The organism is Kosakonia sp. SMBL-WEM22 (genome assembly GCF_014490785.1).
Taxonomy (GTDB): Bacteria; Pseudomonadota; Gammaproteobacteria; order Enterobacterales; family Enterobacteriaceae; genus Kosakonia.
The window spans coordinates 1,361,280-1,384,361 of sequence record NZ_CP051488.1 but is presented as its reverse complement, the minus strand read 5'-3'; the positions used below and the strand labels follow the sequence as shown (position 1 = coordinate 1,384,361).

The 23,082-nt window shown below is 50.1% G+C and carries 22 protein-coding genes; 11 read left to right on the top strand and 11 right to left on the bottom strand.

All coding sequences use genetic code 11. The annotated features are described in order from the left end of the window. Position 1: 1 nt before the first annotated feature. Both HF650_RS06610 and fes read right to left on the bottom strand, forming a co-directional pair. Positions 2–217, bottom strand: coding sequence for an MbtH family NRPS accessory protein (locus HF650_RS06610; RefSeq protein WP_187801696.1), 216 nt, complete (start codon positions 215–217; stop codon positions 2–4). Positions 218–250: 33 nt separating this feature from the next. Then, positions 251–1,450: an enterochelin esterase gene (gene fes / locus HF650_RS06605; protein WP_187801695.1), complete on the bottom strand. Its 1,200-nt coding sequence runs from the start codon at positions 1,448–1,450 to the stop codon at positions 251–253. Positions 1,451–1,702: 252 nt separating this feature from the next. Between fes and HF650_RS06600 the strand changes: the two genes are divergently transcribed. The 5 genes from HF650_RS06600 (at position 1,703) to HF650_RS06580 (ending at position 7,562) form a co-directional block, all read left to right on the top strand. After that, entirely contained in the window at positions 1,703–3,955 is a 2,253-nt protein-coding gene (locus tag HF650_RS06600) for a TonB-dependent siderophore receptor (RefSeq protein ID WP_187801694.1), read from the top strand. 620 nt (positions 3,956–4,575) lie between these two features. Then, positions 4,576–5,811, top strand: a complete 1,236-nt coding sequence (locus HF650_RS06595) for an HDOD domain-containing protein (RefSeq protein WP_187801693.1) — start codon at positions 4,576–4,578, stop codon at positions 5,809–5,811. 59 nt (positions 5,812–5,870) lie between these two features. Beyond that, positions 5,871–6,293 (top strand): helix-turn-helix domain-containing protein, encoded by a 423-nt coding sequence (locus HF650_RS06590; RefSeq protein WP_223284281.1) that lies wholly within the window; start codon positions 5,871–5,873, stop codon positions 6,291–6,293. A gap of 118 nt (positions 6,294–6,411) precedes the next feature. Beyond that, positions 6,412–6,510 carry a YoaK family small membrane protein gene (locus tag HF650_RS06585; RefSeq protein WP_023479085.1) on the top strand — a complete coding sequence of 33 codons (99 nt, stop codon included), beginning with the start codon at positions 6,412–6,414 and terminating at the stop codon, positions 6,508–6,510. A gap of 119 nt (positions 6,511–6,629) precedes the next feature. Then, the gene (locus tag HF650_RS06580) at positions 6,630–7,562 is read left to right on the top strand and encodes a nucleoside recognition domain-containing protein (protein ID WP_187801692.1); all 933 of its coding nucleotides are present in this window, start codon (positions 6,630–6,632) and stop codon (positions 7,560–7,562) included. On the opposite strand, the gene HF650_RS06575 is transcribed toward HF650_RS06580, so the two are convergent. Beyond that, complete coding sequence (locus HF650_RS06575; protein ID WP_187801691.1) at positions 7,559–8,113, bottom strand: LuxR C-terminal-related transcriptional regulator; 555 nt, start codon at positions 8,111–8,113, stop codon at positions 7,559–7,561. The two genes, HF650_RS06580 and HF650_RS06575, sit on opposite strands and share 4 nt — an antisense overlap. Before the next feature lie 775 nt (positions 8,114–8,888). On the opposite strand from HF650_RS06575, the gene HF650_RS06570 reads away from it, so the two are divergent. From HF650_RS06570 to HF650_RS06560, 3 genes are all read left to right on the top strand, one after another. After that, complete coding sequence (locus HF650_RS06570) at positions 8,889–9,590, top strand: oligogalacturonate-specific porin KdgM family protein (RefSeq protein WP_187801690.1); 702 nt, start codon at positions 8,889–8,891, stop codon at positions 9,588–9,590. A 64-nt stretch (positions 9,591–9,654) separates the two neighbouring features. Further along, positions 9,655–11,364 (top strand): pectate lyase, encoded by a 1,710-nt coding sequence (locus tag HF650_RS06565; RefSeq protein ID WP_187802621.1) that lies wholly within the window; start codon positions 9,655–9,657, stop codon positions 11,362–11,364. 92 nt (positions 11,365–11,456) lie between these two features. Beyond that, positions 11,457–11,654 carry a hypothetical protein gene (locus HF650_RS06560; RefSeq protein ID WP_187801689.1) on the top strand — a complete coding sequence of 66 codons (198 nt, stop codon included), beginning with the start codon at positions 11,457–11,459 and terminating at the stop codon, positions 11,652–11,654. Between the two features lie 59 nt (positions 11,655–11,713). Here the strand turns inward: HF650_RS06560 and HF650_RS06555 are convergent, their stop codons facing one another. Then, positions 11,714–12,805, bottom strand: coding sequence for an NADH:flavin oxidoreductase/NADH oxidase (locus HF650_RS06555; RefSeq protein ID WP_187801688.1), 1,092 nt, complete (start codon positions 12,803–12,805; stop codon positions 11,714–11,716). A gap of 861 nt (positions 12,806–13,666) precedes the next feature. Between HF650_RS06555 and HF650_RS06550 the strand changes: the two genes are divergently transcribed. After that, a complete protein-coding gene (locus HF650_RS06550; RefSeq protein ID WP_187801687.1) occupies positions 13,667–14,071 on the top strand; it encodes an H-NS family nucleoid-associated regulatory protein in 405 nt (134 codons plus the stop codon). A gap of 153 nt (positions 14,072–14,224) precedes the next feature. On the opposite strand, the gene HF650_RS06545 is transcribed toward HF650_RS06550, so the two are convergent. The 3 genes from HF650_RS06545 to HF650_RS06535 form a co-directional block, all read right to left on the bottom strand. Next, positions 14,225–16,108, bottom strand: coding sequence for a glucose PTS transporter subunit IIA (locus HF650_RS06545; RefSeq protein WP_187801686.1), 1,884 nt, complete (start codon positions 16,106–16,108; stop codon positions 14,225–14,227). A 124-nt stretch (positions 16,109–16,232) separates the two neighbouring features. After that, entirely contained in the window at positions 16,233–17,636 is a 1,404-nt protein-coding gene (ascB, locus tag HF650_RS06540; protein WP_187801685.1) for a 6-phospho-beta-glucosidase, read from the bottom strand. 280 nt (positions 17,637–17,916) lie between these two features. Further along, complete coding sequence (locus HF650_RS06535) at positions 17,917–18,138, bottom strand: hypothetical protein (RefSeq protein WP_187801684.1); 222 nt, start codon at positions 18,136–18,138, stop codon at positions 17,917–17,919. A 288-nt stretch (positions 18,139–18,426) separates the two neighbouring features. Between HF650_RS06535 and HF650_RS25230 the strand changes: the two genes are divergently transcribed. Beyond that, the gene (locus HF650_RS25230) at positions 18,427–18,660 is read left to right on the top strand and encodes a YnfU family zinc-binding protein (protein ID WP_346014251.1); all 234 of its coding nucleotides are present in this window, start codon (positions 18,427–18,429) and stop codon (positions 18,658–18,660) included. A 79-nt stretch (positions 18,661–18,739) separates the two neighbouring features. Here HF650_RS25230 and HF650_RS06530 read toward each other — a convergent pair whose 3' ends face one another. Further along, positions 18,740–19,207, bottom strand: coding sequence for an Hsp20 family protein (locus tag HF650_RS06530; RefSeq protein ID WP_187801683.1), 468 nt, complete (start codon positions 19,205–19,207; stop codon positions 18,740–18,742). A 376-nt stretch (positions 19,208–19,583) separates the two neighbouring features. Between HF650_RS06530 and HF650_RS06525 the strand changes: the two genes are divergently transcribed. Next, complete coding sequence (locus HF650_RS06525; protein ID WP_187801682.1) at positions 19,584–20,636, top strand: acyltransferase; 1,053 nt, start codon at positions 19,584–19,586, stop codon at positions 20,634–20,636. 472 nt (positions 20,637–21,108) lie between these two features. Here HF650_RS06525 and HF650_RS06520 read toward each other — a convergent pair whose 3' ends face one another. The 3 genes from HF650_RS06520 to HF650_RS06510 form a co-directional block, all read right to left on the bottom strand. Continuing rightward, complete coding sequence (locus tag HF650_RS06520; RefSeq protein WP_187801681.1) at positions 21,109–21,606, bottom strand: hypothetical protein; 498 nt, start codon at positions 21,604–21,606, stop codon at positions 21,109–21,111. Positions 21,607–21,881: 275 nt separating this feature from the next. Then, positions 21,882–22,211 (bottom strand): hypothetical protein, encoded by a 330-nt coding sequence (locus HF650_RS06515; RefSeq protein WP_187801680.1) that lies wholly within the window; start codon positions 22,209–22,211, stop codon positions 21,882–21,884. A 406-nt stretch (positions 22,212–22,617) separates the two neighbouring features. Beyond that, positions 22,618–22,983, bottom strand: a complete 366-nt coding sequence (locus HF650_RS06510) for a hypothetical protein (protein ID WP_223284279.1) — start codon at positions 22,981–22,983, stop codon at positions 22,618–22,620. Positions 22,984–23,082: the final 99 nt, after the last annotated feature.

The window sequence follows — 23,082 nt, the reverse complement described above, 5'->3', positions numbered from 1 at the left end:
CTTATTGCGCGTGGGGGTGCGCATAGTGCGCCGGGGTTAAGCTCTGCCAGTGTGCGGCAAGCCAGTCGGTACAGGCTGACTGCGATTGCGGCTCGCAGAGGATGTGCCAGCCTGCGGGCAGCGCGCACTGCGCGGGCCACAAACTGCACTGCTGCGCGCTGTTTTGCAGAATATAAAACCGCCCTTGCGGATGATCGAAGGGGTTGGTGAACTCCATAGCAAACTCCTGTCGTGGAAAAGCGCCCTGGCGTTACCGCGGCTGCCAGAGGGTGATTAACCCCGCCGTCAGCCCGCCGCGCCAGCAAAGCGCATCATGTCCGCCGTCAACCTGACGCCAGAAAACCGGCTGCTGTATGCCTTGTAAGAGGGAAAAAAGGGTCTGGTTGGTGCGAAAAATCAGCGGCTCGCGCACCCCGGCTTCCAGCACAATGCGCAGCCCCTGCGGGCCTATTTCACCCTGTTTGAGTTGTTGGATAAGCAGCCCCTCACCCTCGCCGCCGCGATGGGGCCACCAGTAAGAGCCGGACTGGCTCAGCACGCAGCCAAAGCGCGCCGGCCAGTGCAGCGCGGCATAGAGCGCCGAAAGCCCGCCGAAGCTCTGCCCCGCCACCACCGTGCGATCGGCGCGATCGCTGAAGGGCGCAATCTCCCGCACCAGCGGCAGTAGCTCCTCCTGCACCGCCAGCCAGAAGTCAGGATTACAGGGCAGCTCGCGGCTACGATGAGTGTTATCGATGGTGTCAATCAGCACATAGACCGCGGGCGGCAACTGGCGGGCGTGAGTCAGCGCGGCCAGCGCAGGCCACACTGGCATGCTCTCGGCCCAGAACTGGCCGTCGAGCAGGATCGCCAACGGGCGTTCAGCCCCCTGCGCCTCGCCGGTGGCATAGACCCAAACGCGGCGGCGGTTTTGCAGCCGCGGACTCTGCCAGTGCAGTAACTTAGGAGGGATAAAAGAGGTATCGGTTGCCTGCCAGCCGGGCTGGAGCGGGGCGTCGGGCATCTCCAGCGCCGAAACCGGATGGCCGCGCCCGCCGCGCCAGCTCTGCGCATTGAGCGGGTCGGCAATGGCGCGTGGCAGCAGTTTGCGCCACCCTTCACGCAGCGCCGCGCGATCCGGCGGCACGCTGGCAAATACGGTATCAGCGAAATCGTTATCCTGTTCAGACGGGATCAGGCAGTAGCTGCCGCGCCAGCCCGCTTCCAGAGTGGTTTTCCAGCACCAGACATCGCTTCCGGCGATGCGTGCCAGCGATTGCGGCTGCGCCTGTTGATGGTGATCGGTCACGCCAGTGATGTAGATCCAGACCCGGCGCAGGCGCGAAGCCTGCTCTGACCCCGCCGGATCGCGCCACCAGAAGGTCACTTCATAGCGCCCGTCGGCGGTTTTCACCCACTCCGGCCCCTGTTTTGACGCCCACCAGGCATCGCTTCCCGTCGTTGACGTCACGGTTTAACCCCAAATCGCTGCGGACTTATCTTTGTCGCTCAAAATTTATAGATAATATTATTGATAACTATTCTTATTTGCAATAGCGTATTGGCGCGCTGTGGGAAGCGCGTCTTTCACCTAACTCTGCCAGCCGCAGGCCTTTTTTCTCAGGATTGAGAGGATCGCCGCGCGCGGGCTTCATCACTGCCGTCTCCTCTCCCCTGGGAATGGAGAGTTACGGGGATACGGCAAAGGAACGCAGGTAACATAATGAATAAAAAGATGAAATCCCTGACCTTACTGGTCAACCTCGGGATCTACGGCGCGGCACTGCCCGTGATGGCGGCGGAGGAGAAAACTGGCGACGCCAGCGGCGCAGACACCATCGTCGTGACGGCGGCACAGCAGAATCTTCAGGCGCCCGGCGTGTCGACCATTACCGCAGATGAGATCCGTAAGAACCCGCCCGCCCGCGATGTGTCGGAAATTATCCGTAAGATGCCAGGCGTGAACTTAACCGGCAACGCCACCAGCGGCCAGCGCGGTAACAACCGTCAGATCGATATTCGCGGTATGGGCCCGGAAAACACCTTGATTCTGGTTGATGGCAAACCAGTCACCAGCCGTAACTCGGTGCGCTTAGGCTGGCGCGGCGAGCGCGACAGCCGCGGCGACACCAGTTGGGTGCCGGCAGAGATGATTGAGCGCATCGAAGTGATCCGCGGCCCGGCCGCCGTGCGCTACGGTAACGGTGCGGCGGGCGGCGTGGTGAATATCATCACCAAAAAAGATAGCGCCGACGAATGGCATGGTTCATGGAACGCCTATTTCAACGCGCCGGAGCATAAAGCGGAAGGCGCCACCAAACGCACCGACTTTAGCCTTAGCGGCCCGCTGGGCGATGATGTCAGTTTCCGTCTCTATGGTAACCTGGCAAAAACCCAGGCCGATGCCTGGGATATCAACCGTGATCACCAGTCTGAACGCACCGGGATTTACGCAGATACCCTCGCCGCCGGGCGTGAAGGCGCGATCAATAAAGATATTAACGGCGTGGTGCGCTGGGATTTCGCGCCAATGCAGTCGCTGGAGTTCCAGGCAGGCTACAGCCGCCAGGGCAACCTCTATGCGGGCGATACACAAAACACCAACAACGACAGCCGGAGCAATAACTACGTGCGCGAGAATTACGGCAAAGAGACCAACCGTCTCTATCGTCAGAATTACTCCGTCACCTGGAACGGCGGCTGGGATAACGGCATCACCACCAGCAACTGGATCCAGTATGAGCACACGCGCAACTCGCGCCTCGGCGAAGGGTTGGCCGGGGGAACGGAGGGGCTGTTCAATAGCAATAAATTCACCGATATCGATCTCTCCGATGTGATGCTGCACAACGAGGTTAACCTGCCGCTGGATCTGCTGGTTAACCAGACGCTGACGCTGGGCACCGAGTGGAACCAGCAGCGGATGAAAGATCTGGGATCCAACACTCAGGCTTTCCAGGGCGGGCCAATTAGCGGTCTGAACGGCACCAACCGTAGCCCCTACTCAAGCGCTGATATCTACTCCATTTTTGCCGAAGATAATATGGAGCTAACCGACAGCACCATGCTGACCCCGGCGCTGCGTTTCGATCACCACACCATTGTCGGCGATAACTGGAGCCCGTCGCTGAACCTTTCGCAGGGTTTAGGCGATGATTTCACGCTGAAGATGGGCATTGGTCGCGCCTATAAAGTGCCGAGCCTCTACCAGACCAACCCGAACTACATTCTCTACAGTAAAGGCCAGGGGTGTTACGCCAGCGGTAACGGCGTGGGTTGTTACATGATGGGTAACGACGACCTGAAAGCGGAGACCAGTATCAATAAAGAGATCGGTCTTGAGTTCAAACATGATGACTGGCTGGCCGGTGTGACCTGGTTCCGTAACGATTACCGCAATAAGATTGAGGCGGGTTACTCTCCGATGGCGCAAACGGCGGCGGGTGCGACCAAAACCGATATCTACCAGTGGGAAAATGTGCCGAAAGCGGTGGTTGAAGGGCTGGAGGGTACGCTGAACGTGCCGGTTTCTGAAACGGTGGCCTGGAGCAATAACTTCACCTATATGCTGCAAAGCAAGAACAAAACCACCGGCGAGCGGCTCTCCATCATTCCGGAATATACGCTCAACTCAACATTGAGCTGGCAGGTGACACAGGATGTCTCTCTGCAATCGACCTTTACCTGGTATGGCAAGCAGCAGCCTAAGAAGTATGACTACAAAGGCCAGCGCGTGACCGGATCCGCCACTAACGAAGTGAGCCCGTACAGCATTGTCGGCCTCAGCGGCACCTGGGACGTGAACAAAAACGTCAGCCTCACCGCGGGTGTTGATAACCTGTTTGATAAGCGCCACTGGCGCGCGGGCAATGCCCAAAGCACCGGCGGCAATACTGGCTATATGTATGGCGCGGGTGCAGAAACCTATAATGAATCGGGCCGTACCTGGTTTATGGGCATCAACACCCACTTCTGATGACAGCCTGAGCGGCTAAAAAGAAGAGGCCCCGCCATTACTGACGGGGCCTTTTATTACACTTTACCTGGATGTTGAATATCTGACACTGTTATACCCCGCCCGGCGCTTATCTCCGGCACTCACTCTGAGGTGGTGTTAGCTCTTTGCTGGGGTAAACCCACATTAAGCTATCGGAAAATTCCTAACAAGAGAAAAATAATACCTGTGCGTGAATATATGATTTCGATCATACTTTCTGGCTGCTGTTAACGAGAGGCGTGATAGTCATCACGTTTATTTTTCACCCAGTTGTCAACCGCTATATAAGGGTAGAAGTGAGAGCGCGGCTAACCATACACTTTGCCCATCTCTCAGCACGATCGCCGCAGGTCTGCTTATTTTTTGCTTGAGTTGCCTGGAAATAGAGCAGCAGATATTATTTCGCACTGCGGAATTTGACTTAAATTCTGCAGAAGTTTACAAAAGATATCGCCTTTCCCCTATCCGGCTTGCGTCTTTGCGGTTTTCGTCCAGGCTTCCCTTTCAGGCGCTGGAAAAATAGCACAGGTTCGCCCGGTTCAGGTTTGCGCGCCACCGACGTTTCTATAATTTGCAGGCATCTGTGAGTGGAGTATCGAATGTTCTCTTTTGTCGCCCGCCAGGCGATTTTTGATGCAAATATGAACACAGTCGGCTACGAGTTGTTGTTCAGGGACAGTATGACCAACCGGTTTCCTGACGTCACACCGGAGTATGCGACTGCGCAAATTATTGTTGAACAGTTTCTTGGCGCACCGCTGGGGCGGTTAAAAGAGTACAGTGCGATTTTCGTCAACTTCCCTTATGAACTGCTGGTGCAGGGAATGGCGGAAACGCTGCCAAAAGATCGGGTGATTGTTGAGATCCTCGAAACCGCCGAGCCGACGCCGCTGCTGCTGGAGAGCATCAAAAAACTCTCCGCGCAGGGTTTTCGCATTGCGCTGGATGATTTCGCGCTCGGTGATACGTGGAATGATTTCCTGCCCTTCATTCACATTATTAAATTCGACGTGCGCAACAATACGCCTGAGGAGATCGGCGGTTATATTCAGGGAAAAGCGCATTTACTCCGTAATACTCTTTTTCTCGCCGAAAAGGTGGAGACGCAGCAGGAGTATGAGCGCTACAAAAACCTCGGCTGCACTCTGTTTCAGGGCCACTTCTTCAGCCGCCCGGTGATCCATGCAGCGAACAAGCTGATCCAGAATCAGGCAATCACCCTGAGACTGATGAAAGAGGTGAATGCCGATAAGCCCGATTTCGCCCGTATCGAGGCGCTGCTAAAACAGGATCTCGCCCTCTCCTTTAAGCTGATGCGCTATGCGCAAAATATTGTTTTTAACGCACGCGGAATTAAAAACGTCCGCAGCCAGTCGTTAAAAGATATTATTTTTTATCTCGGTGCCAATGAGCTGCGCCGCTTCGTGCTGGTCTCCTGTCTGACCTCGGTGAATAAAGAGGAGATTGGCGAGATCTACCAGCAGAGCCTGATTCGCGCCAGATTCTGCGAGCTTGCGTCGTCACACTCGATTACGCGCCACTCGGCAGATGACGCCTTTATCGTCGGACTCTTTTCGCAACTCGACAGCATTTTTGAAATGCCGATGGCTGACCTGATAAGCCAGATCGATATTTCCGACAATGTGATGATGGCGCTGAAAGCGCAAAAAGGGCCGCTCTACCCCTATTTGCAGCTGATTGAGCTATATGAAAACCATCAGTGGGAAGAGGTCAGCGCGTTGGGCCATCGCCTCGGTTTTCACCGCGGAACGGTGGCAGAGCTGGTCAAAACCGCGACCGAATGGACGCAGGCAATCCCGTCAAACTACCGCTAATTTTAGTTTCTGCGTCAAAAGGCCGATGTAATTAGCAGAACGCATCCCTTTGGACGAACATGATGGAATCACTCTCGGTATATGGCTACCGTCTCGGCAACAATCATGAGGTGGAGTATCTGCCGTTTAAAAAACGCCTCATTAACTACGCGTTGCCGCGCAAGGCTGACTATTTACGCGCCACCATGGCGAACCTGCTTAGCTTTCTGCTGACGCACGCCGTGGGCCGCGTGGTGGCAGACAGAACGCTGCAAACGCAGGTGTGGGAAAATAATGGCCTGAGCTGCTCAAGCCAGCGGCTGTGGCAGGTGATGAATAACCTGAAGCGCAAACTGGCGGCGTTTGATCTGCCTGAGGATTTTATTCTGCGCGTGGAGGGCAAAGGCTACCTGATCCCCGAAGAGCGCGTGCTGCAACTCTACTGTCGCCGAACCTTTTTTACCGCCTGTGAAGACGCCTCGTGCGCGGGGGTTATGGATTAATTGCCATCAAAGCCCCCTATTTTTATCCGCCTTATCTGCCCATTTATGCTAACGTTGTGCCGCCGCAGGCAATGCGGCGCTCCCACACTCCCCTGCTGGCAAAATTGAATGAGGTTTTATGAGAATTGGTATCGCGTTTCCCGTGCTGGTATTTATTGTCGCCGTGGTATTTCTGACCTGGTTTATCGCGGGCGGCTACGCTACGCCGGGCGTTTAATATTCGGCTATTTCATTCAATACACCGCATCACTCACCGCTCAACCACTTTAATTTGTGATCCTGCTCGCCTTTTGACGGGTGTAGAATGCCCGGCACGCAAGTTCACCGGAGCGGTTAATGAATATCATCGAAATCATCATGTCGGCGGGTCGGGTATCCGTAGATGTCGCCCTCTATACCCTGCTGCCGATCATGGTGGTGATGCTCATCATTATGAAGTACCTCGAGGAGAAGGGTGTGCTGGACGCAATTGTCCGCATTACCTCCCCGGCTCTCAAACCTTTTGGCATTAGCGGGATGGGCATATTTGCCCTTATTCAGCTTAACTTTGTCAGCTTTGCTGCTCCGCTCGCCGCGCTGGCGATTATGGAGCGGCGCGGAACCTCGGATCGTCATCTCGCCGCGACGCTGGCCATGGTGTTTGCCATGGGACAGGCCAATGTCTTCTATCCTCTCACGCCCTTCGGCCTGCACTGGGGCGCTGCGATTGGCATTTCGCTGATTGGCGGGCTGGCGGCTTCATCATTTACCTATTATCTTGCCGGGCGCAAGCTCTCCGGCGCTACGCTGCGCGATGAAGAGGGTGAGCTGTCGCAGGAGAAGCCGCGCGCCGGGCTGATTGCGGTGATTAACGGCGCGGGCGCAGATGCGATTCGTTTATCGCTCGGCTCGTTGCCGATGCTGCTGCTGTCACTGACGGTGGTCGGGATCTTAAAAGCGGCGGGCGTGGTGGAGGCGTTAACCGCCCTGCTGACGCCGCTGATCTCCTTCTTTCACATCTCACCGGTCTATGTGTTGCTGACGCTGACCAAATGCCTGGCCGGCGGCACCGCTTACTTTGGCGTTGCGTCTGAAATGGCGCAGCACGGGCAGTTGACGGCGGCGCAGATTAACGCCTCGGCAGGCTTTCTGGTGCAAACCCTGGATCTCCCGGGGATCGGTATTTTCCTCGGAATCGCCAGCCGCTTTGTCCGCCTCTTCCGCTTCGCGCTTGCAGGCGCGATTGTCGGCATTCTGCTACGTACGCTGCTGCACGCGCTGCTCTTTTAGGAGGCCAGCGCCTCGCCGCTGCGCATTGCGCTGTAGAGCGAGCAGAGCGCCTGCAGACTTTTAGTACCCGTGCGTTTCATCAGGCTGTTACGCTGCACGCTGATGGTGGTGGGGCTGACGCCACGGATGCGGGCAATGTCGTCAAGGGAGTGGCCACCGAGGATCAGCCGCATAATTTGCTGCTCGGCGCGGGTAAATCTGAAGCTGTCGTGGCGATATCCCGGTGAATGATTCTGCCTGCAGAGCATGCTCATGACGTTCAGCGCCTGCCGCAGATCGTCAACACTCACGCTCTCTGCGAGGCAGAGTTTAACCAGCCCCGGAAAGAGTAACGTCAGAGAGTCAAAATGACGCTCGGCGGAGATAAAAATCGCGTAGTGCGTCGGCGGTCGGGAAAAAAAGAGCCCGTACATCTCGACAATATCCATCCCGGCGGTGACATAAATAGCCAGCTCGCGGCTCCGATATGGCTCGCCTCTCTCTTTATGCAATTGCCGGATGATTTGCTCAATGCCAAAGATGAAAAGGCGATCTTTGCCGTAGATTGTCATAGTGCAGCTCCAGAGGTAATTATTTTATTTCCCTGCGAAGCGCGCAGGGTATTTTTTCCTGAGTGTTAAGGATGTCCTGAATCAACGCAATATAGCTTTTTCACTTCGTTTAGGCTTTGTTTAAGTTTCCGGAGTGTGAATCCCGACGCTACTTTTTTTCCTGCAGCCTAGAACTTAAGCCAGGAATAAATTTACTTTTCCTGCGGTCATCCATAAAAAAACCTGAAATAAAAAAACGAGTTAAAATAGATAAACCATTGTTATTTATAAACTTAAAAAGACCAGGATTATCTTTAAAAAAACCAAAAAATAAAAACAACCATGCTTAACAAATGTTCGATCGCAGTCTCAAAACGCTATTTCAAAATGTGTAAAAGTGTGTTCCAAGAGATACTTATTAGAGAGCGCGTTTTACAGATTTTATCTCTGAAGAGCGCTTACACTTTTAACACCGTATTTTGTGTGGTGAATCCCCCTCAGCGGCGGGGTCATGCTGATATACGTCACGCTCAGTAACGTTTCATTTTTATGGACGGATTGGGGTTATTGGCCCCCAATTCACCGGGAGGCACCCGGCACCACACCACTTAATGGTGAACAGAATGACGCATTTTATGCGGCAATCATTAATTCATCATTATATTAAAGAGCATTATTAAGCTTGCTAATAATCCCGGCTCACACCCGGCTGTTTTACTCGAACCATGTTTATTAAAACCGTCTGCGTTACTGCAGAGAACATCTTGCACCTTTGAGAAAAATAATAGGGGATTGTATGTTGCGCACATTATTAATAGCCACATTGCCTTTTATCACTCTTGCTACCCACGCCGTCACCTTTGATTATCGCCACGAAATGAATGACAGTGGAGGAAATAATCACAAAGACCGCTTGTTAATGTCTCACCGCTTCGCTAACGGCTTTGGCCTGTCGCTGGAGGGGAAATGGAAAGGATCGCAGGATAAAGATAAGGCCTACCATGAGACCCTCAGTAACGGCACCGAAGTGGTGGCCAGCTATGTCTACAAGATCAACCCCACTTTTCAGCTTGAACCGGGGTTCTCGCTGGACAGCAGCTCATCGGCTAACAACTACCGCCCCTATCTGCGCGGCAAAGTAAACTTCGACAGCGATGTGAGCGCGACCCTGCGTTATCGTCCCTATTTCAAGCGTAACTCCAATAATATCGGCACTAATAAACAGACCAGCGAGAACGGCTACAACCTGACGGCGGCGATCTCCTGGAAGTTGTTTAAAGATTATCAACTCGATTATGAACTCGACTATAAACATGCCACCTCTGCGGGTGTGTTAATTGCGGATAACGAGAATTACGACTGGACGCATGATGTTAAACTCACCTATAAGCTGGATAAAAACTGGTCGCCTTATGTTGCGATTGGTAATGTCTCTGGCAGTAAATATACCGATGAGCGCCAGACACGTTATCGCGTCGGGGTGAAATATAATTTCTGATAGCCGCATCGCTAAATTAAGGGTTTCTTCTGAAACTCTTATTTTCATAAGGAATAGCCTAATGATGAAAAATAGCAGTGTAGCGCTTGCGGTTGGCATCGCGGCGTTATTCTCCTCGCAGGCGCAGGCACAAGAAAATGTGCGGCTGGAGAGTGTGAAAGCCTTCGCTGATGCGGTTATCGCTAAAGCCAGCGATAAACACCATCCGGATGTTCCCCTGTTGGCCGATGGCGTCGATCCACGCACCGGCAAGCAGCTGGAGTGGATCTTTCCGGATGGCAGAACGGCGGTATTGTCGAACTTCTCTGCGCAGCAAAATTTTATGCGCGTGCTGGTCGGGCTGAGTGAGTTAACTGGCGATCCGCAGTATAAGAAACGCGCGGAGGATAATGTCCGTTACTACTTCCAGCATTATCAGGATGAGAGCGGATTACTGCTGTGGGGCGGGCACCGTTTTATCGATCTCAACACGCTGCAACCTGAGGGGCCGAGCGAAAAAGAGCAGGTGCATGAGCTGAAAAATGCCTATCCCTGGTATGCCCTGATGTTCTCTGTCGACAAGGCGGCGACGGCGCGTTTTATACGCGCCTTCTGGAATGCGCATGTTTATGACTGGAAAATACTCGAGACCAGTCGCCACGGTGAATATGGCAAACCCATGGGCAAATTATGGGCCAGCGAGTTCGAACAGCAGCCCCCCTTTTTCGCCACCAAAGGGCTCAGTTTTCTCAATGCCGGTAATGACCTGATCTACTCCGCCTCTCTGCTCTATCAATATGAGGGCGATCAGGGCGCGCTGACCTGGGCAAAAAGGCTGGCAGAGCAGTATGTCCTGCCGCGCGATAAGAAGACCGGGCTTGGCGTTTATCAATTCACCCAGGCGCTTAAACGTGCGGAAACCACCGATGATAGCGACACCAACTCGAAGTATGGCGACCGCGCGCAGCGTCAATTTGGCCCGGAGTTTGGCGCGGCGGCGCTGGAGGGGAATATGATGCTGAAAGGCAGAACCAGCACCCTCTACTCGGAGAATGCGTTAATGCAGCTGGCGCTGGCAAAGTCGCTGGGCAATAAAGGGGATGATCTCAAAAAATGGACGCTGGATGGTCTGAAGGCTTTTGCTCATTACGCCTACGATGAGAAAACCAATACTTTTCGGCCAATGCTGGCAAACGGCACCGATCTCTCGGGCTATCACCTGAAACGTGACGGTTATTACGGTAAAAAGGGCAGTGAATTGAAGCCCTACCCGGCGGGCAACGAGTTTCTGCTCTCTTATGCCCGTGCCTGGACGCTGGCGCAGGATGATGAGATCTGGGGAGTGGCGCGCGGCATTGCGCGCGGTCAGGGGCTTGGCGATATTGGTGAACCGGGCGGTAAAAACAGCCGGCTCAATCTGCAGACGCAAAATAGCGAGCCGTACACTATTTTCGCGCTGATTGATTTGTCGCAGGCAACGGGTGATAAAGGCTATCTCACGCTGGCAGATAAGGTGGCAGACAATATTTTAGCCAGCAAAAGGCTGAACAACTTCTTCATCGACGATCGCCGCTATGTTTACGCCAATATCGACAACATTGCCCCTTATGCGCTGCTGGCGCTCGAAGCCACGCATCGCGGTAAGCCTGACGCCGTTGCCCCCTTTATTAATGGCGCAGGCTTCACCGAAGGCGCCTATCTGATGGCGGATGGCAGCGTGCGCTACTCCACCCGTGATGATGAGCTATTTAAGTTACAGGCAGGCGAGCAACTGAAGCCGAACGGCAAAAAATAGAGGACTCTGCTTCTTCTCCCCTGTGCGGGCCGATTGGCTACAAATGCAGCAGGTGTGCTATTTTTGGCAGGGGCAAGAAGGGAGGACAGGGTATGAAGTTCAATGATGAGCACACGGGACTCATTGGATTAGCCATTGGTGCAGCGGTGATTGGCCTGGTTGCAGCGCGTCAGCCTCTCAATCGGGACAATATTGTGCGTGAAATTGAGCGTCAGGGACGCGATCGGGGAGATGGCGTTGAAGAAGAGGTTTTCCTCAAAGCCGCGCAACTGGTCAGTAAAGGCGTGTAGCCACGCCCTCTAAGCACACCAGGCGAGTTTGTCACAGCGGCAAACTCGCCTGTTTATTGCTATTTCACCGTACCTTTCACACCGTGCGGCTCAGCGCGCTGATACTGCGGCGCAATATTGACGGCTCCACCCAGTTTTGCGGCAGCGTGCCACGGCCAGCGCGGGTCATAAAGCATGCCGCGCGCCAGCGCCACCAGATCCGCCTCGCCTTGTTGCAGAACCGCTTCCGCCTGCTCTGCTTCGGTGATCAACCCCACGGCGATAACCGGCATCTTTGTCCGTTCGCGCAGCGCTTTAGCAAACGGCACCTGGTAACCCGCTTTGACGCTGATCTGCTGTAGCGGCGAAAGCCCGCCGCTGGAGACGTGCACATAGTCTCCGCCGGCCGCTTCGATCTGCTCGGTGAGCGCTGCGGATTGCTCGATATCCCAGCCGCCCTCCACCCAGTCGGTGGCCGACAGACGGATCCCCACCACCACGGAAGCCGGTACCGCTTCGCGCACCGCGCGGAATACTTCTACGGTGTAACGCAGGCGATTTTCAAGGCTGCCGCCATACTCATCGTCGCGCTCATTTGAGAGCGGGGAGAGGAATTGATGCAGTAGATAACCGTGCGCCGCATGGATCTCAATCACTTCTACGCCAAGCTTCACCGCGCGCAAAGCGCTGTCGACGAAATGCTGCTTGACGCGCGCCATATCCGCTTGGCTCATCGCCTGCGGTGGACGTTCTGTTTTCTCATAGGCCTGAGCGGAAGCGGAGAGCGTCTCCCATCCCCCCTCTTGCAGCGAGAGCTGGTTACCGCCCTGCCACGGCGCACTTGTTGAGGCTTTACGCCCGGCGTGCGCAAGCTGAATACCAATTTTTATTGGCGAATAGCGGCGAATGTCCTCCAGCACTACGCGCAGCGCCTCTTCGGTAGCATCATCCCACAATCCAAGATCCTCAGGCGAAATGCGTCCTTCCGGCTCAACAGCGGTCGCTTCGATAATGAGCAGCCCGGCCCCGGAGAGCGCCAGGTTGCCGAGATGAATGCGATGCCAGGCGGTCGCTCTACCTTCATCAGCCGAATACTGACACATCGGTGCGATTACAATACGGTTATCCAGCGTCACACGCCCCAGGGTCACTTCTGAAAATAGTTTGCTCATATCTCATCCTTTTCCGGCTTTGATCACTGCGCAACAGAAGGCATGCGCGCGCAGTAAAGGGAAGAAACTGTCAGCCAATTACCTTAGCTTGTCTTTGGCGGGATGTGCCGTTAGCAGCATGCAGATCGCTATTCAACTAAACACTGTTTTGGTTAACGCCATGAAAGGTAAGTTGAAAATAATTTTCCGCTTGTGTGATAAAAACACGGCAACAGTACAACTTTTGCATGGGCGATAGCCTGTCGCGAAGAAGGTTATTATTGCAGTGCGCCGTTTTCGACCACTGGCATAACCTGAAGTTAACGTGAAATTTTCTCAGCCTTCGCGTAATGCATATAGAGATTTTTATCGCAATAGTGATGAAAGTGCGCCGGGCAAATATCTTTACCCCGACCGCCTGCAGAAATAACGCTGGCTACGGCACATTAACCTGAGGCGTTTCTCTGCGAAGAATGATCTGAAAGTGAGAATTTGCTTCTAACTGAGAATATTCTCAGTTATGACCGATATAAGTGAAACTTTCTGTCGCTTATTGCGACGTTGTTGAACAAAGTTCATGCTTAATGTTTAAGTGATGCTACAGCGTGACTGAAATCGCCGCACCTCTTACCTATAAGCTATTTTCTTAGTAGTGCTTAAGCTTCCACCAGGGCTTAAGTTAAAAATAACCCTTAAATGACCCGGCCTTTATCACAGCGCAATCTTACTAAATTTCTTAGTACAACAGAGCAACCCAACATCAAGGGTTGCAATTTCCTACGGCTATTTGATAAAACATATAATCCTAAGTTGATTTTTATCTCATTATCACTAAAAATTAATTCCGATCGATTTTCATTTACCCGCACACGGAGTGACATCATGTCAGAAGCACTTAAATCGTTAAATAACATTCGCACCCTGCGAGTTCAGGCACGTGAAGTTACACTCGAAACGCTGGAAGAAATGCTTGAAAAATTGTCCGTGGTTGTAGAAGAGCGCCGCGAAGAAGAATCTTCCTTACGTAAAGAGCAGGAAGAAAAAGAGGCTAAACTAGCGGCATTTCGTCAGAAATTGATGGATGAAGGTATCGACCCAACCGAACTTTTATCCTCATTGAAAGGTCAGACGACTAAAACCAAATCCGTTCGCGCACCGCGTCCTGCTAAATATAAGTATATTGACGAAGACGGTACTGAAAAAAGCTGGACTGGCCAGGGCCGTACGCCGAAGGTCATCGCTAAAGCACTGGAAGAAGGCAAAAAGCTGGAAGACTTCTCCATCTAAGATGGCAGGGCGATAATAATATCGCCCTCTTTTTTTGTCTGCTTTGCAACATCCTCATTTTCTTTGCAAATAGTGCATTAAGCCTGTTTTTACCAGGGCTATATTTAAATATAATGCCTGCAAGAATAGGCCTCCCTCCTTGCCGTATAAGCGTTATACCGATAATGCCGAACTGCGTTCACCGCTGCGCGAGCGCGGCTTTTCGCTGACATCTAAAGTGCGCCAGGCCTCGCTATTAGTGATGATGACGGGAGTCACCGTGTCATAACCTTCAGCAGCGATAGCCAGAAGATCGAAAGTCATTAACAGTTGTCCCTGTTTTACTGCCTCTCCCGCTTTTACCTGGACCCAAAAATAGTTTCCAGCCAATTGCACGGTATTAATGCCGACGTGAATCAGAATCTCAGCCCCGGCGTTAGAGCGGATCCCTATTGCATGCCTACTGGCGTATGTGTTGGAGATATAACCATCCACCGGTGAATAAACGTATCCCTCATCGGGAATAATCGCGAAACCGGGCCCGACGCTGCCAGTAGAAAAGACGCCATCATTGACGTCGGCAAGTGAGATAAGCTCTCCTGAAACCGGGGCTATAATTTGCTCCGTAATATCTGAAACCGGTTTCGGTGGAGGCGGAAGAGGCCTTACTGCTATATTTTCTCCCGCCGAAGATTCGCCCTGGCTTACCAGCAGCGCTCCCTCTTCAAACCCTGTTAGCAGGATTAATCCCAGACTGCCTAAAAATGCGAGGCTGCACGCAAGAATAAAGGTGATAACGCCTTCGCCATAAAAAACCGGGAATGTCAGCACGCCGGGCAAAGCCATTGCGATAGCGAAACTTTTGCCATAGCCAACCATGGCGCCGCCAAATGCCGAGACCATCAGAACGCAAAAAAACATTTTCTTACGTTTTAATGTTACGCCATAAATAGCCGGCTCGCTGAGACCAAAAAGCGAAGGGATAATTGCGGCCCCAGTCAATGCTTTCAATTTACTGTTACGGGTACGCAGATTGACCGCCAGCAACATAGCGGAGCAGGCAAATATTGCCGGGCCGCAGGCCGCCAGCAAAAAACTTTGCCCCATCACCGAAATATCATTAATAAAAAGCACAATAAATGCCTGGTGAAGGCCGAGCATCAGCAGCAGCGGCCATGCTGCGGCCATTAATGCACAGGTAAAAATGGGGCTGATGCTATAAAGCGCGCTAAATAGCGCGCTAATTCCCTGGCTTATGCTCACACCAACCGGAAACAGGATCAGCAAGATAAAGGGTACGACAATAAGAATTAGCAAGCAGGGCGTTGCTATCGCGCGTTTCGCCGCACCACAATAGCGGTCAATGGCCTGCTCAATACGCGACAGTAACCAGACGCCGGCGATAACCGGAATCATTGAGCCGCTATTGTTCATTATCCTGAGAGAAAGGCCAGGAAAAGCCTCCGTTTGCCCGGTTGTAGGTAGCCCCATGCCTAGCGGAGAGAGAGAGGCGCCTGCCATCGCGACGGCAATAAAAAGATTAGCCTTAAATTTGCGCGCGCAGAGGATAGCGAGAAAAATGGGCAGAAAGTTAAAAGGGCTTTCAGCAATGGCAAACAGAGTAGCAGCACTTTGCCTGTCACGGTTCAGCCATCCGGCATCCACACTCATGATAAGAATACCTTTCAGGATCCCTGCGGCCATCATCACCCCGAGAAGGGGCATCGTTAGATCGGTAAGATCATCGACCCACTTCATTAACCGCGCGCAGCCTGCCCTTTTATACTGCATGCTCTTTTGCTCATTGCTTAACGAACCGCAACGCACGCTCAGGGCGTGGAAGACTTTCTCTACGCGATTGCCAATGACGACCTGTAACCGATCCTCTTCACTGACTACAGTGAGCACGCCATCCAGCGCCCTGAGCTCCGCCAGTTTCGCCTTGCGGTTATCAATAATGGTGAACCGTAAACGTGTTGCGCAATGGATTACCGATATGACGTTACTTTCGCCCCCCACCAGCCGCAGAATATTGTCTGCCAGAACATTGCAATTCATTCTTCTTCTTCCGTGTTATCAGACAACCTAAATATGTCTTTTGTCGCCGCTGTCCATTGAGGAGAGAGCAAAAAGGCCATCGCAGTACGGCGATGACCATTTTTAGTGTTTGAGGGCTATCAACTTAAATCGGCTCGCTCAAACTGGCTCCATTGCTATGGATCACATCGCGGTACCAGTAAAAGCTTTTCTTACGCTGACGCACCAGGCTGCCGTTACCGCCATCGTCGCGATCAACATAGATAAAACCGTAGCGTTTTGACATCTGCCCAGCGCTGGCGCTGACCAGATCTATCGGCCCCCAGCTGGTGTAACCAAGCAGTTCAACACCATCTTCAATCGCCTTACGAACCTCTACCAGGTGCGAGTGGAGATAGTGAATGCGATAGTCGTCTTCGATCGAACCATCCAGCTCAGGTACATCTTTCGCCCCGAGGCCGTTTTCCACAATAAAGAGTGGCTTACGATAGCGATCGTAGAGTTCGTTGAGCAGAAATCGTAGCCCCTGAGGATCGATCTGCCATCCCCACTCCGAGGCGGATAGGAAAGGGTTGGGGATCATATTGAGAAGAGTGCCATGACCGCGCTGGTAGAGATCGGGACGTGCGGCGGAGCAACCGCTCATGTAATAGCTGAAGGAGACAAAATCGACTGTCTCTTTAAGATCTTGCCTGTCCTGTGGCGTTATGCAGAGCGTAATACCATTTTCACGGAAGTAGCGCGCAATCCATGCCGGGTATTCGCCTCGCGCCTGAACATCGCCGAAGAAAAGCCACTCGCGGTTCTCCTGCTGCGCTTGCAGGAGATCTTCAGGTTTACAACTAATGGGATAGCGTATCGCCCCTAGCAGCATGCAGCCGATTCTCGCGTCCTCAATAATTTCATGACACGCTTTGACAGCCCGCGCGCTGGCGACCAGTTGATGATGAAGCGCCTGATAAATCTCCTGCTTGCTGCGCTCCCCCATCAAACCTACGCCGGTAAAAGGGGCGTAAAGCGCCATATTGATCTCATTAAAGGTGAGCCAATATTTCACTTTATGACGATAGCGGGTAAATACCGTGCGAGCGTAACGTTCAAAAAGATCGATAACCTGCCGCCCGATCCAGCCGTCATACTTTTTCACCAGGCCAAAGGGCATTTCGTAATGTGAAAGCGTGATCAGTGGCTGAATCCCGTGCTGCGCCATCTCATCAAAAAGACGATCGTAGAACGCCAGCCCCGCTTCGTTGGGTTCTGTTTCATCGCCGTTAGGGTATATTCGCGCCCAGGCAATAGAGGTGCGCAGGATGGTAAATCCCATTTCAGCGAAGAGTTTTATATCTTGCGGATAGCGGTGGTAAAAATCGATGGCAATATCTTTGAGGTTGCCGTTTGTGCCAGGGCGCACTGCAATCTCACCATCGATTCCCCTGGGCTGCAGATCGGCGGTCGAGACGCCTTTTCCACCCTGATTCCATGCACCTTCGATCTGGTTTGCGGCGACCGCCCCGCCCCATAAAAACCCGTCGGGAAATACCATTTTCATCGCTTCTCTCTCCTTGTTGTCATAGCGCCTCGTCGTGGAACGCCGAACGACAGGCGAAAAAAAACCTGATTCCCTTAACGCCTGGCAGGCATTAAGGGGATCAGGTTTCGCTCGGTTTATTGATGACGACCCGGGTGGACTCTTATAACGAATCCCATTATCTGGCTCAAGCGCTCAAAACGTGAATTGTGATGATAATCAAGGATGAGGCGGAGATATAAATGAGGATAAATTGATGAAGTCGCCCATCCGGGCTGCTTCATCAATGCGGGATAAAACGTTAATCTGCTTCCAACGCGTCCTGAATAGCATCTGCAAGGGTAGCGACTTCTTGCGAGACATTACGTAAATCCATCTGGCTGCGAATGCCGGCATTTGCAGTAGTTGCGGAGACAGCCGCTTTCGAAATTTCCAGTGCTGCCTGCACGGCTAATAACCGTTTTCTGTTTTCCAGCGCATCATTGCCGGTTGCGCCATCAAGATCAAAATATCCTTCTAACACTGCTTCCTCCTCAGGTTTCGTGCCCAGTGGGGGGATATAACACCACCAGAGGCGGCAGGATGCAATCACATCCCATTTAAGATATGAATAAAATGCCGCTGAACGGGTTGAAAGGGAAAAAAAAGCCGCTCGGGCAGAGCGGCGCAGAAACATTATCAGGGTTAATAGGGGGTAATGATGATAGCTATTCAAATCATAGCGTTAGATTAAAAAGCCTGCTCAATATTGGGATTTATCCTGGGCTCATCTGCGTGTCTTCGCGATCGTAAAAAGTAATGATATCGAGCTATGCGCAGCAGAATCGTGTATGGTTGCCGGCCATTCATCAGGAAAAAATCTATGTCACAACGCAAAGATTCTAAAAACCGCCGTAACTACCTCGTAAAATGTTCCTGCCCTCACTGCTCACAACATTCCGAACACAGTTTTTCCCGCGTCCAGAAAGGGGCGATGTTAATGTGCCCGCACTGCAGCAAGATTTTCCATCAGGATAAAAACGCCCTCGCTCAGGCGACGAGCTGAGCGTGCCATCACCCCAGGTGATGGTAATAAGGCCCGCGCGGGCGGGCCTTAACAGTTGATTAAGAAAGAAACGTAACAATTATGCCTGGTGCTCAATCACCTTCTGACTATTCTCAATAGCGATTTTACGGGGTTTTTCACTCTCCGGGATCTCCTGATAAATGGAGACCTCTAAAATGCCGCTCTCTAATTTCGCATTGCTCACTTTGGCATGCTCAGGCAGCGAAAAGCTGAGGCGAAAATCCGCACGCCGTATGCCTTTATAGATCCAGCCCTGCTCCTCCTCAGAAGCCTCTTCACTGCGCTTACCGGAAATATGTAGGTTGCCACCCACCGTCTCGATCTCCAGCTCCTCCTCTTTCCAGCCAGGCACGCTGACATGCAACAGGTAGTTGTTGGCATCGACTTTTTTCAGATCATAGGCAGGTGTTGCCGCCACGGGCGTATTGCCGGTGAGCTGGCTAAACAGTGAATCAATACGATTAAAACGATCGGCAAAAAGTGAGTCTGAAAAGCCAGGGAGAGCTGACAAGGTTCTGAGTGCCATAAGTTAACCTCCTGAATAATCGATTCAAAAGTTCAAGTTACAGGCAAGCCTTGCTTGTCCGCTAATAAAAATAATGTCGCAGGCACGTTTTTCAAGAGTGAATAAAAAATTTTTTTGCGGCTACGCGGAGGATAGCTGGCGCTCTATATAGTTCATCGCCGGTGTAGGGAAGCCCATTAATCCCTCCTATGCGCAGGTTCCGATATCGGTTGTCTCCGCCGTCTGTCGCCTTGTCATCGAAGCCCGCCTGATTACGCTCAATCCAAGAATTGGCTTCTTCCCGACTTTCTTGTGATAAATGTTATGTTACCGCACCTTTATGTTTCAACAATACGATTTAATGTTATAATTCACGATTTGACGAATCCATAGCGCAATGAATAAATTATATTCAATACAAATACTTAGAGGTTTAGCTGCTGTAGCTGTAGTTATAGACCACGTTACTCACTACATGCATAAGTCATTCAGCGGAGAATCATGGCTGTTTTCTTCGAACATTTATAATGTTGGCGGTCTTGGTGTAGATCTGTTCTTCTGTATAAGTGGCTTCATTATGGTTATTACTACACATAATAAGCCGAGCGGGGTTTCTCAATCAATTTCATTTCTGAAAAAAAGATTTGTGAGAATATATCCTACTTATTGGTTTTACTGTATTCTTACTCTTGCACTTCCCTTCATTCTATATGGTAAAACCGATCTAATATCAAAGTACGATCCATTTTTTTTATTACAAAGCTTCTTGCTTCTTCCAGCAAAGATTTCTGAGAATTCCTTTAGCCCATTCATTGGACAGGGCTGGACATTGCAGTATGAATTATATTTTTATTTAGTTTTTGCACTCGCGCTTTTGGTATTTAGGGGATGGAAGGTTATAGTCTCGTGCTCTTCTATAATTATAGCCTTACTTATCATTTCAAAATACTTAATATTTAATGAATATATTAATTATCTTACTTCAAATGCAATTGTAATTGATTTTATAATGGGTATGATCGCAGCGAATTTGTACATTTCACTAAGTTACAAAGGAGTTTCCATACCTCCAATAATCGGTAGCATAGCATTATTTGTTACAATCATTCTGATATCTTTCAATGTTATTTATAAATCACCAATTGACAGGGTAATGCTTTTCGGCGTTCCTTCATTTTTTATTGTAACTCTATTCTCACTGGTAAGAGTAAACTCTGAAAAATTCATTAATAAAGTTCTCGTGCAAATTGGCGAAGCTTCATACACTATTTACCTTGCACATATGATATTTATCTGGACTGCAATAAAATATACAAAAAGCCTAAGATGGATCAATACTGACTTGGCTATTACACTTGTTGTCTTTATAATTTGTTTCATTTCCTACATAATGTACATGGTCGTGGAAAGAAAATTAACACTGGCTTTTAATAAGAAAAAAAACAACTAATCGCGCAGCATTTATTAAAGATAATTAATTGCCGAACTTAATCATTAGATTGAGTACAGACATAATTAATTATAGAGCAGATATAGATTTTTTAAGGGCTTTAGCTGTTCCACTGGAAGTTTTTTATCATGCAAAACTTTCAGTTTCCGGAGTTTATCAAATGACATAACATTTAGACAAAAGTTTTCACATTTGAACTATTGTTCTTCATTGAAGATTAGGTAGAGAGTACATTAAGCTCTTAAAAAAACCGCCACAGTAAATCTATGACCGCGATAGTGCGTCCCTAGATATACCTTTCATTGTGAACACTATCGACTCACACATTACATACAGAATGATGTTCACACAAAAGAATCAGTTTTTTATCTAGGGCTAAATGTTAAAATACCTGTTGAGCTAATAACAAATGTGAAATTTCCTCATGGCGTTTTACTACTAAAATTTTCTATTTAGGAAATGCCTGAATATTTCATATTAACAATACCTGGAATGTGAAGGCTGAGGTATCATAAGTAATAGTGTGATCCTCTAATTCGTCAATAAGTTTGATACAAGCAGAAATGGATGACCTTCTTTGATAGAGCATTTCATAGACAGAACACTTTGTTATAACGGAGTTGTAAACCTGGCACGTAATTTTTCCCGCGGCGGGATTATTAAGGTCTCCAGAACCATATGATCTAGGTCCGAATATAGATATTGCTGTTACTGCAGGTTTATTTAAGGCTAGTATTTTAGATGCAGTTGCTGGCAAATCATTCTGTCTAAAAATATTAGTTACATCGCCAGTTGTAGAATTGACATCAATGAGCCTAGAAGATAGCCCATTACTATCAATAAGCAGCCCCCTAGACTGTGATCTCTCATGCAAAGAGTACCTGCCCTGAATCAAAGCTCCTAAATGACTAACTGAAGATAATGGCGTGATACCAAAATACGTTCCCATATCCACTCCCAACCCTGACATCGACGTTCCCTGATAAATTCCAATATAAACAGATCCGTTAGCAATATTTATATCGACTAATACCTTTTAGGTTTCTCAATTTCCAAAGAACCATCAGTAACGTTTATATTTCTATAATTTGAGAATGTGTTATTTACTCTCAGGCCACTGGATGGGGTCAGCTATCCGCATAAAGCAATAAGGTTATTGCCACCTACGTCCGTATAGCTAACATTATTGAATAACATTGCTTTTTTACCCCTCTCAAAGAAGGTGTTAGTTCTTCTAATGCTTACTTAAACTCCATTGTTGACTTTCAAATGATTTTCGCGGGTTGGTATATTAGTTCCTGAATGCATTAGGTTTTCAGAATATACCAGACCTTCTAGCTGCTTAGCAATTAAACCGACCAACTTCAGGAGCCACCCCCTATTATTTGTAAGTTTTGAGCCATTATATGCGTACTTATTGGCATCGCTATGCTTTAACTCAACCATTTCACCAAAATCAATTACAGGCATATTGACAATTATTATAAGTCCAAATGTATGGAAGCCAGTTGTGTTATTCGCCACCCCCTTAATAACTGTGTCTACGTTTGTCGCCATGATGTAAAAAAAATCCATGAAGCGGCCTTTTTTATTTGAAAACCATAATCACCACCCGGCGTTATAGTTTTGAGTGAAACACCATCGTTTTCCTTAATGTATTGCCAGTTATATTTATGATTAGCTTTAAGTAATTAGTGCTCCAGACCCATATATCACATAACTTCCTGACTTTAATTGTCTCTCTACCAAAGTCTAGATCACAACTAATACCTAATGCGACACCAGTGTTAACACATGTATTTGTAGCCTCTAACAGAATAGCTGAGGCATTTATCTGATTATATTTCAAGCCGAAATCACGGGCGTCAACTATTGTCCTGTTATCGAGAATTTCTTTGACCGTCTTATCATCGTATCCAACCATTCCCGCACCTGAAGATGAGGAAAGTATTGAACTTAATGCTGAGCTCCCAACACTCCCTTATGCTCCAACGCCAGTGCCTCCGGTGGAGTTTGGCGTTGAGTTAGCAGGTACATTCTTGGATAGTGCGCCATCCCATCGATAAAATTCATTATCGGTTTCGTCTTTTGAAATCTGATTAGGAAGGGTGATTATGGCCCCCCTCTTGAAATGTACCCAGTGGTATCCAGCCACACTGAGCGATTGCCTGCTGCGCCAGCCAGCCAGGCAGCCAGCCAGGCCTTCTATGGTGTAATGCTCATTCCCGAACCGGTCAATATAAGTGTTTACCAGCGAGGTAACGAACTCATCAATTTTCCCGGCGTTGAATTTCAGATCACGCGAGGTCTCACTCGGAACTGGTAAGTTTGTCGGTGTAGTAGCCATATTTTTTCCATAAAAAACCCGGCTCATTGGCTGGGTTGGATGGTTGGAGGAAAGACTTATGGGTAAATCAGATCTTTATATTCAGTCAGCGTCAGGGAA

Excerpts from the sequence above, each read along its gene's own strand:
- HF650_RS06610 (WP_187801696.1), bottom strand. The coding sequence starts at position 217 with ATGGAGTTCACCAACCCCTTCGATCATCCGCAAGGGCGGTTTTATATT.
- HF650_RS06600 (WP_187801694.1), top strand. The coding sequence starts at position 1,703 with ATGAATAAAAAGATGAAATCCCTGACCTTACTGGTCAACCTCGGGATC.
- HF650_RS06595 (WP_187801693.1), top strand. The coding sequence starts at position 4,576 with ATGTTCTCTTTTGTCGCCCGCCAGGCGATTTTTGATGCAAATATGAAC.
- HF650_RS06590 (WP_223284281.1), top strand. The coding sequence starts at position 5,871 with ATGATGGAATCACTCTCGGTATATGGCTACCGTCTCGGCAACAATCAT.
- HF650_RS06585 (WP_023479085.1), top strand. The coding sequence starts at position 6,412 with ATGAGAATTGGTATCGCGTTTCCCGTGCTGGTATTTATTGTCGCCGTG.
- HF650_RS06580 (WP_187801692.1), top strand. The coding sequence starts at position 6,630 with ATGAATATCATCGAAATCATCATGTCGGCGGGTCGGGTATCCGTAGAT.
- HF650_RS06575 (WP_187801691.1), bottom strand. The coding sequence starts at position 8,113 with ATGACAATCTACGGCAAAGATCGCCTTTTCATCTTTGGCATTGAGCAA.
- HF650_RS06570 (WP_187801690.1), top strand. The coding sequence starts at position 8,889 with ATGTTGCGCACATTATTAATAGCCACATTGCCTTTTATCACTCTTGCT.
- HF650_RS06565 (WP_187802621.1), top strand. The coding sequence starts at position 9,655 with ATGAAAAATAGCAGTGTAGCGCTTGCGGTTGGCATCGCGGCGTTATTC.
- HF650_RS06560 (WP_187801689.1), top strand. The coding sequence starts at position 11,457 with ATGAAGTTCAATGATGAGCACACGGGACTCATTGGATTAGCCATTGGT.
- HF650_RS06555 (WP_187801688.1), bottom strand. The coding sequence starts at position 12,805 with ATGAGCAAACTATTTTCAGAAGTGACCCTGGGGCGTGTGACGCTGGAT.
- HF650_RS06550 (WP_187801687.1), top strand. The coding sequence starts at position 13,667 with ATGTCAGAAGCACTTAAATCGTTAAATAACATTCGCACCCTGCGAGTT.
- HF650_RS06545 (WP_187801686.1), bottom strand. The coding sequence starts at position 16,108 with ATGAATTGCAATGTTCTGGCAGACAATATTCTGCGGCTGGTGGGGGGC.
- ascB (WP_187801685.1), bottom strand. The coding sequence starts at position 17,636 with ATGAAAATGGTATTTCCCGACGGGTTTTTATGGGGCGGGGCGGTCGCC.
- HF650_RS25230 (WP_346014251.1), top strand. The coding sequence starts at position 18,427 with ATGCGCAGCAGAATCGTGTATGGTTGCCGGCCATTCATCAGGAAAAAA.
- HF650_RS06530 (WP_187801683.1), bottom strand. The coding sequence starts at position 19,207 with ATGGCACTCAGAACCTTGTCAGCTCTCCCTGGCTTTTCAGACTCACTT.
- HF650_RS06525 (WP_187801682.1), top strand. The coding sequence starts at position 19,584 with ATGAATAAATTATATTCAATACAAATACTTAGAGGTTTAGCTGCTGTA.
- HF650_RS06520 (WP_187801681.1), bottom strand. The coding sequence starts at position 21,606 with ATGTCAGGGTTGGGAGTGGATATGGGAACGTATTTTGGTATCACGCCA.
- HF650_RS06515 (WP_187801680.1), bottom strand. The coding sequence starts at position 22,211 with ATGGATTTTTTTTACATCATGGCGACAAACGTAGACACAGTTATTAAG.
- HF650_RS06510 (WP_223284279.1), bottom strand. The coding sequence starts at position 22,983 with ATGGCTACTACACCGACAAACTTACCAGTTCCGAGTGAGACCTCGCGT.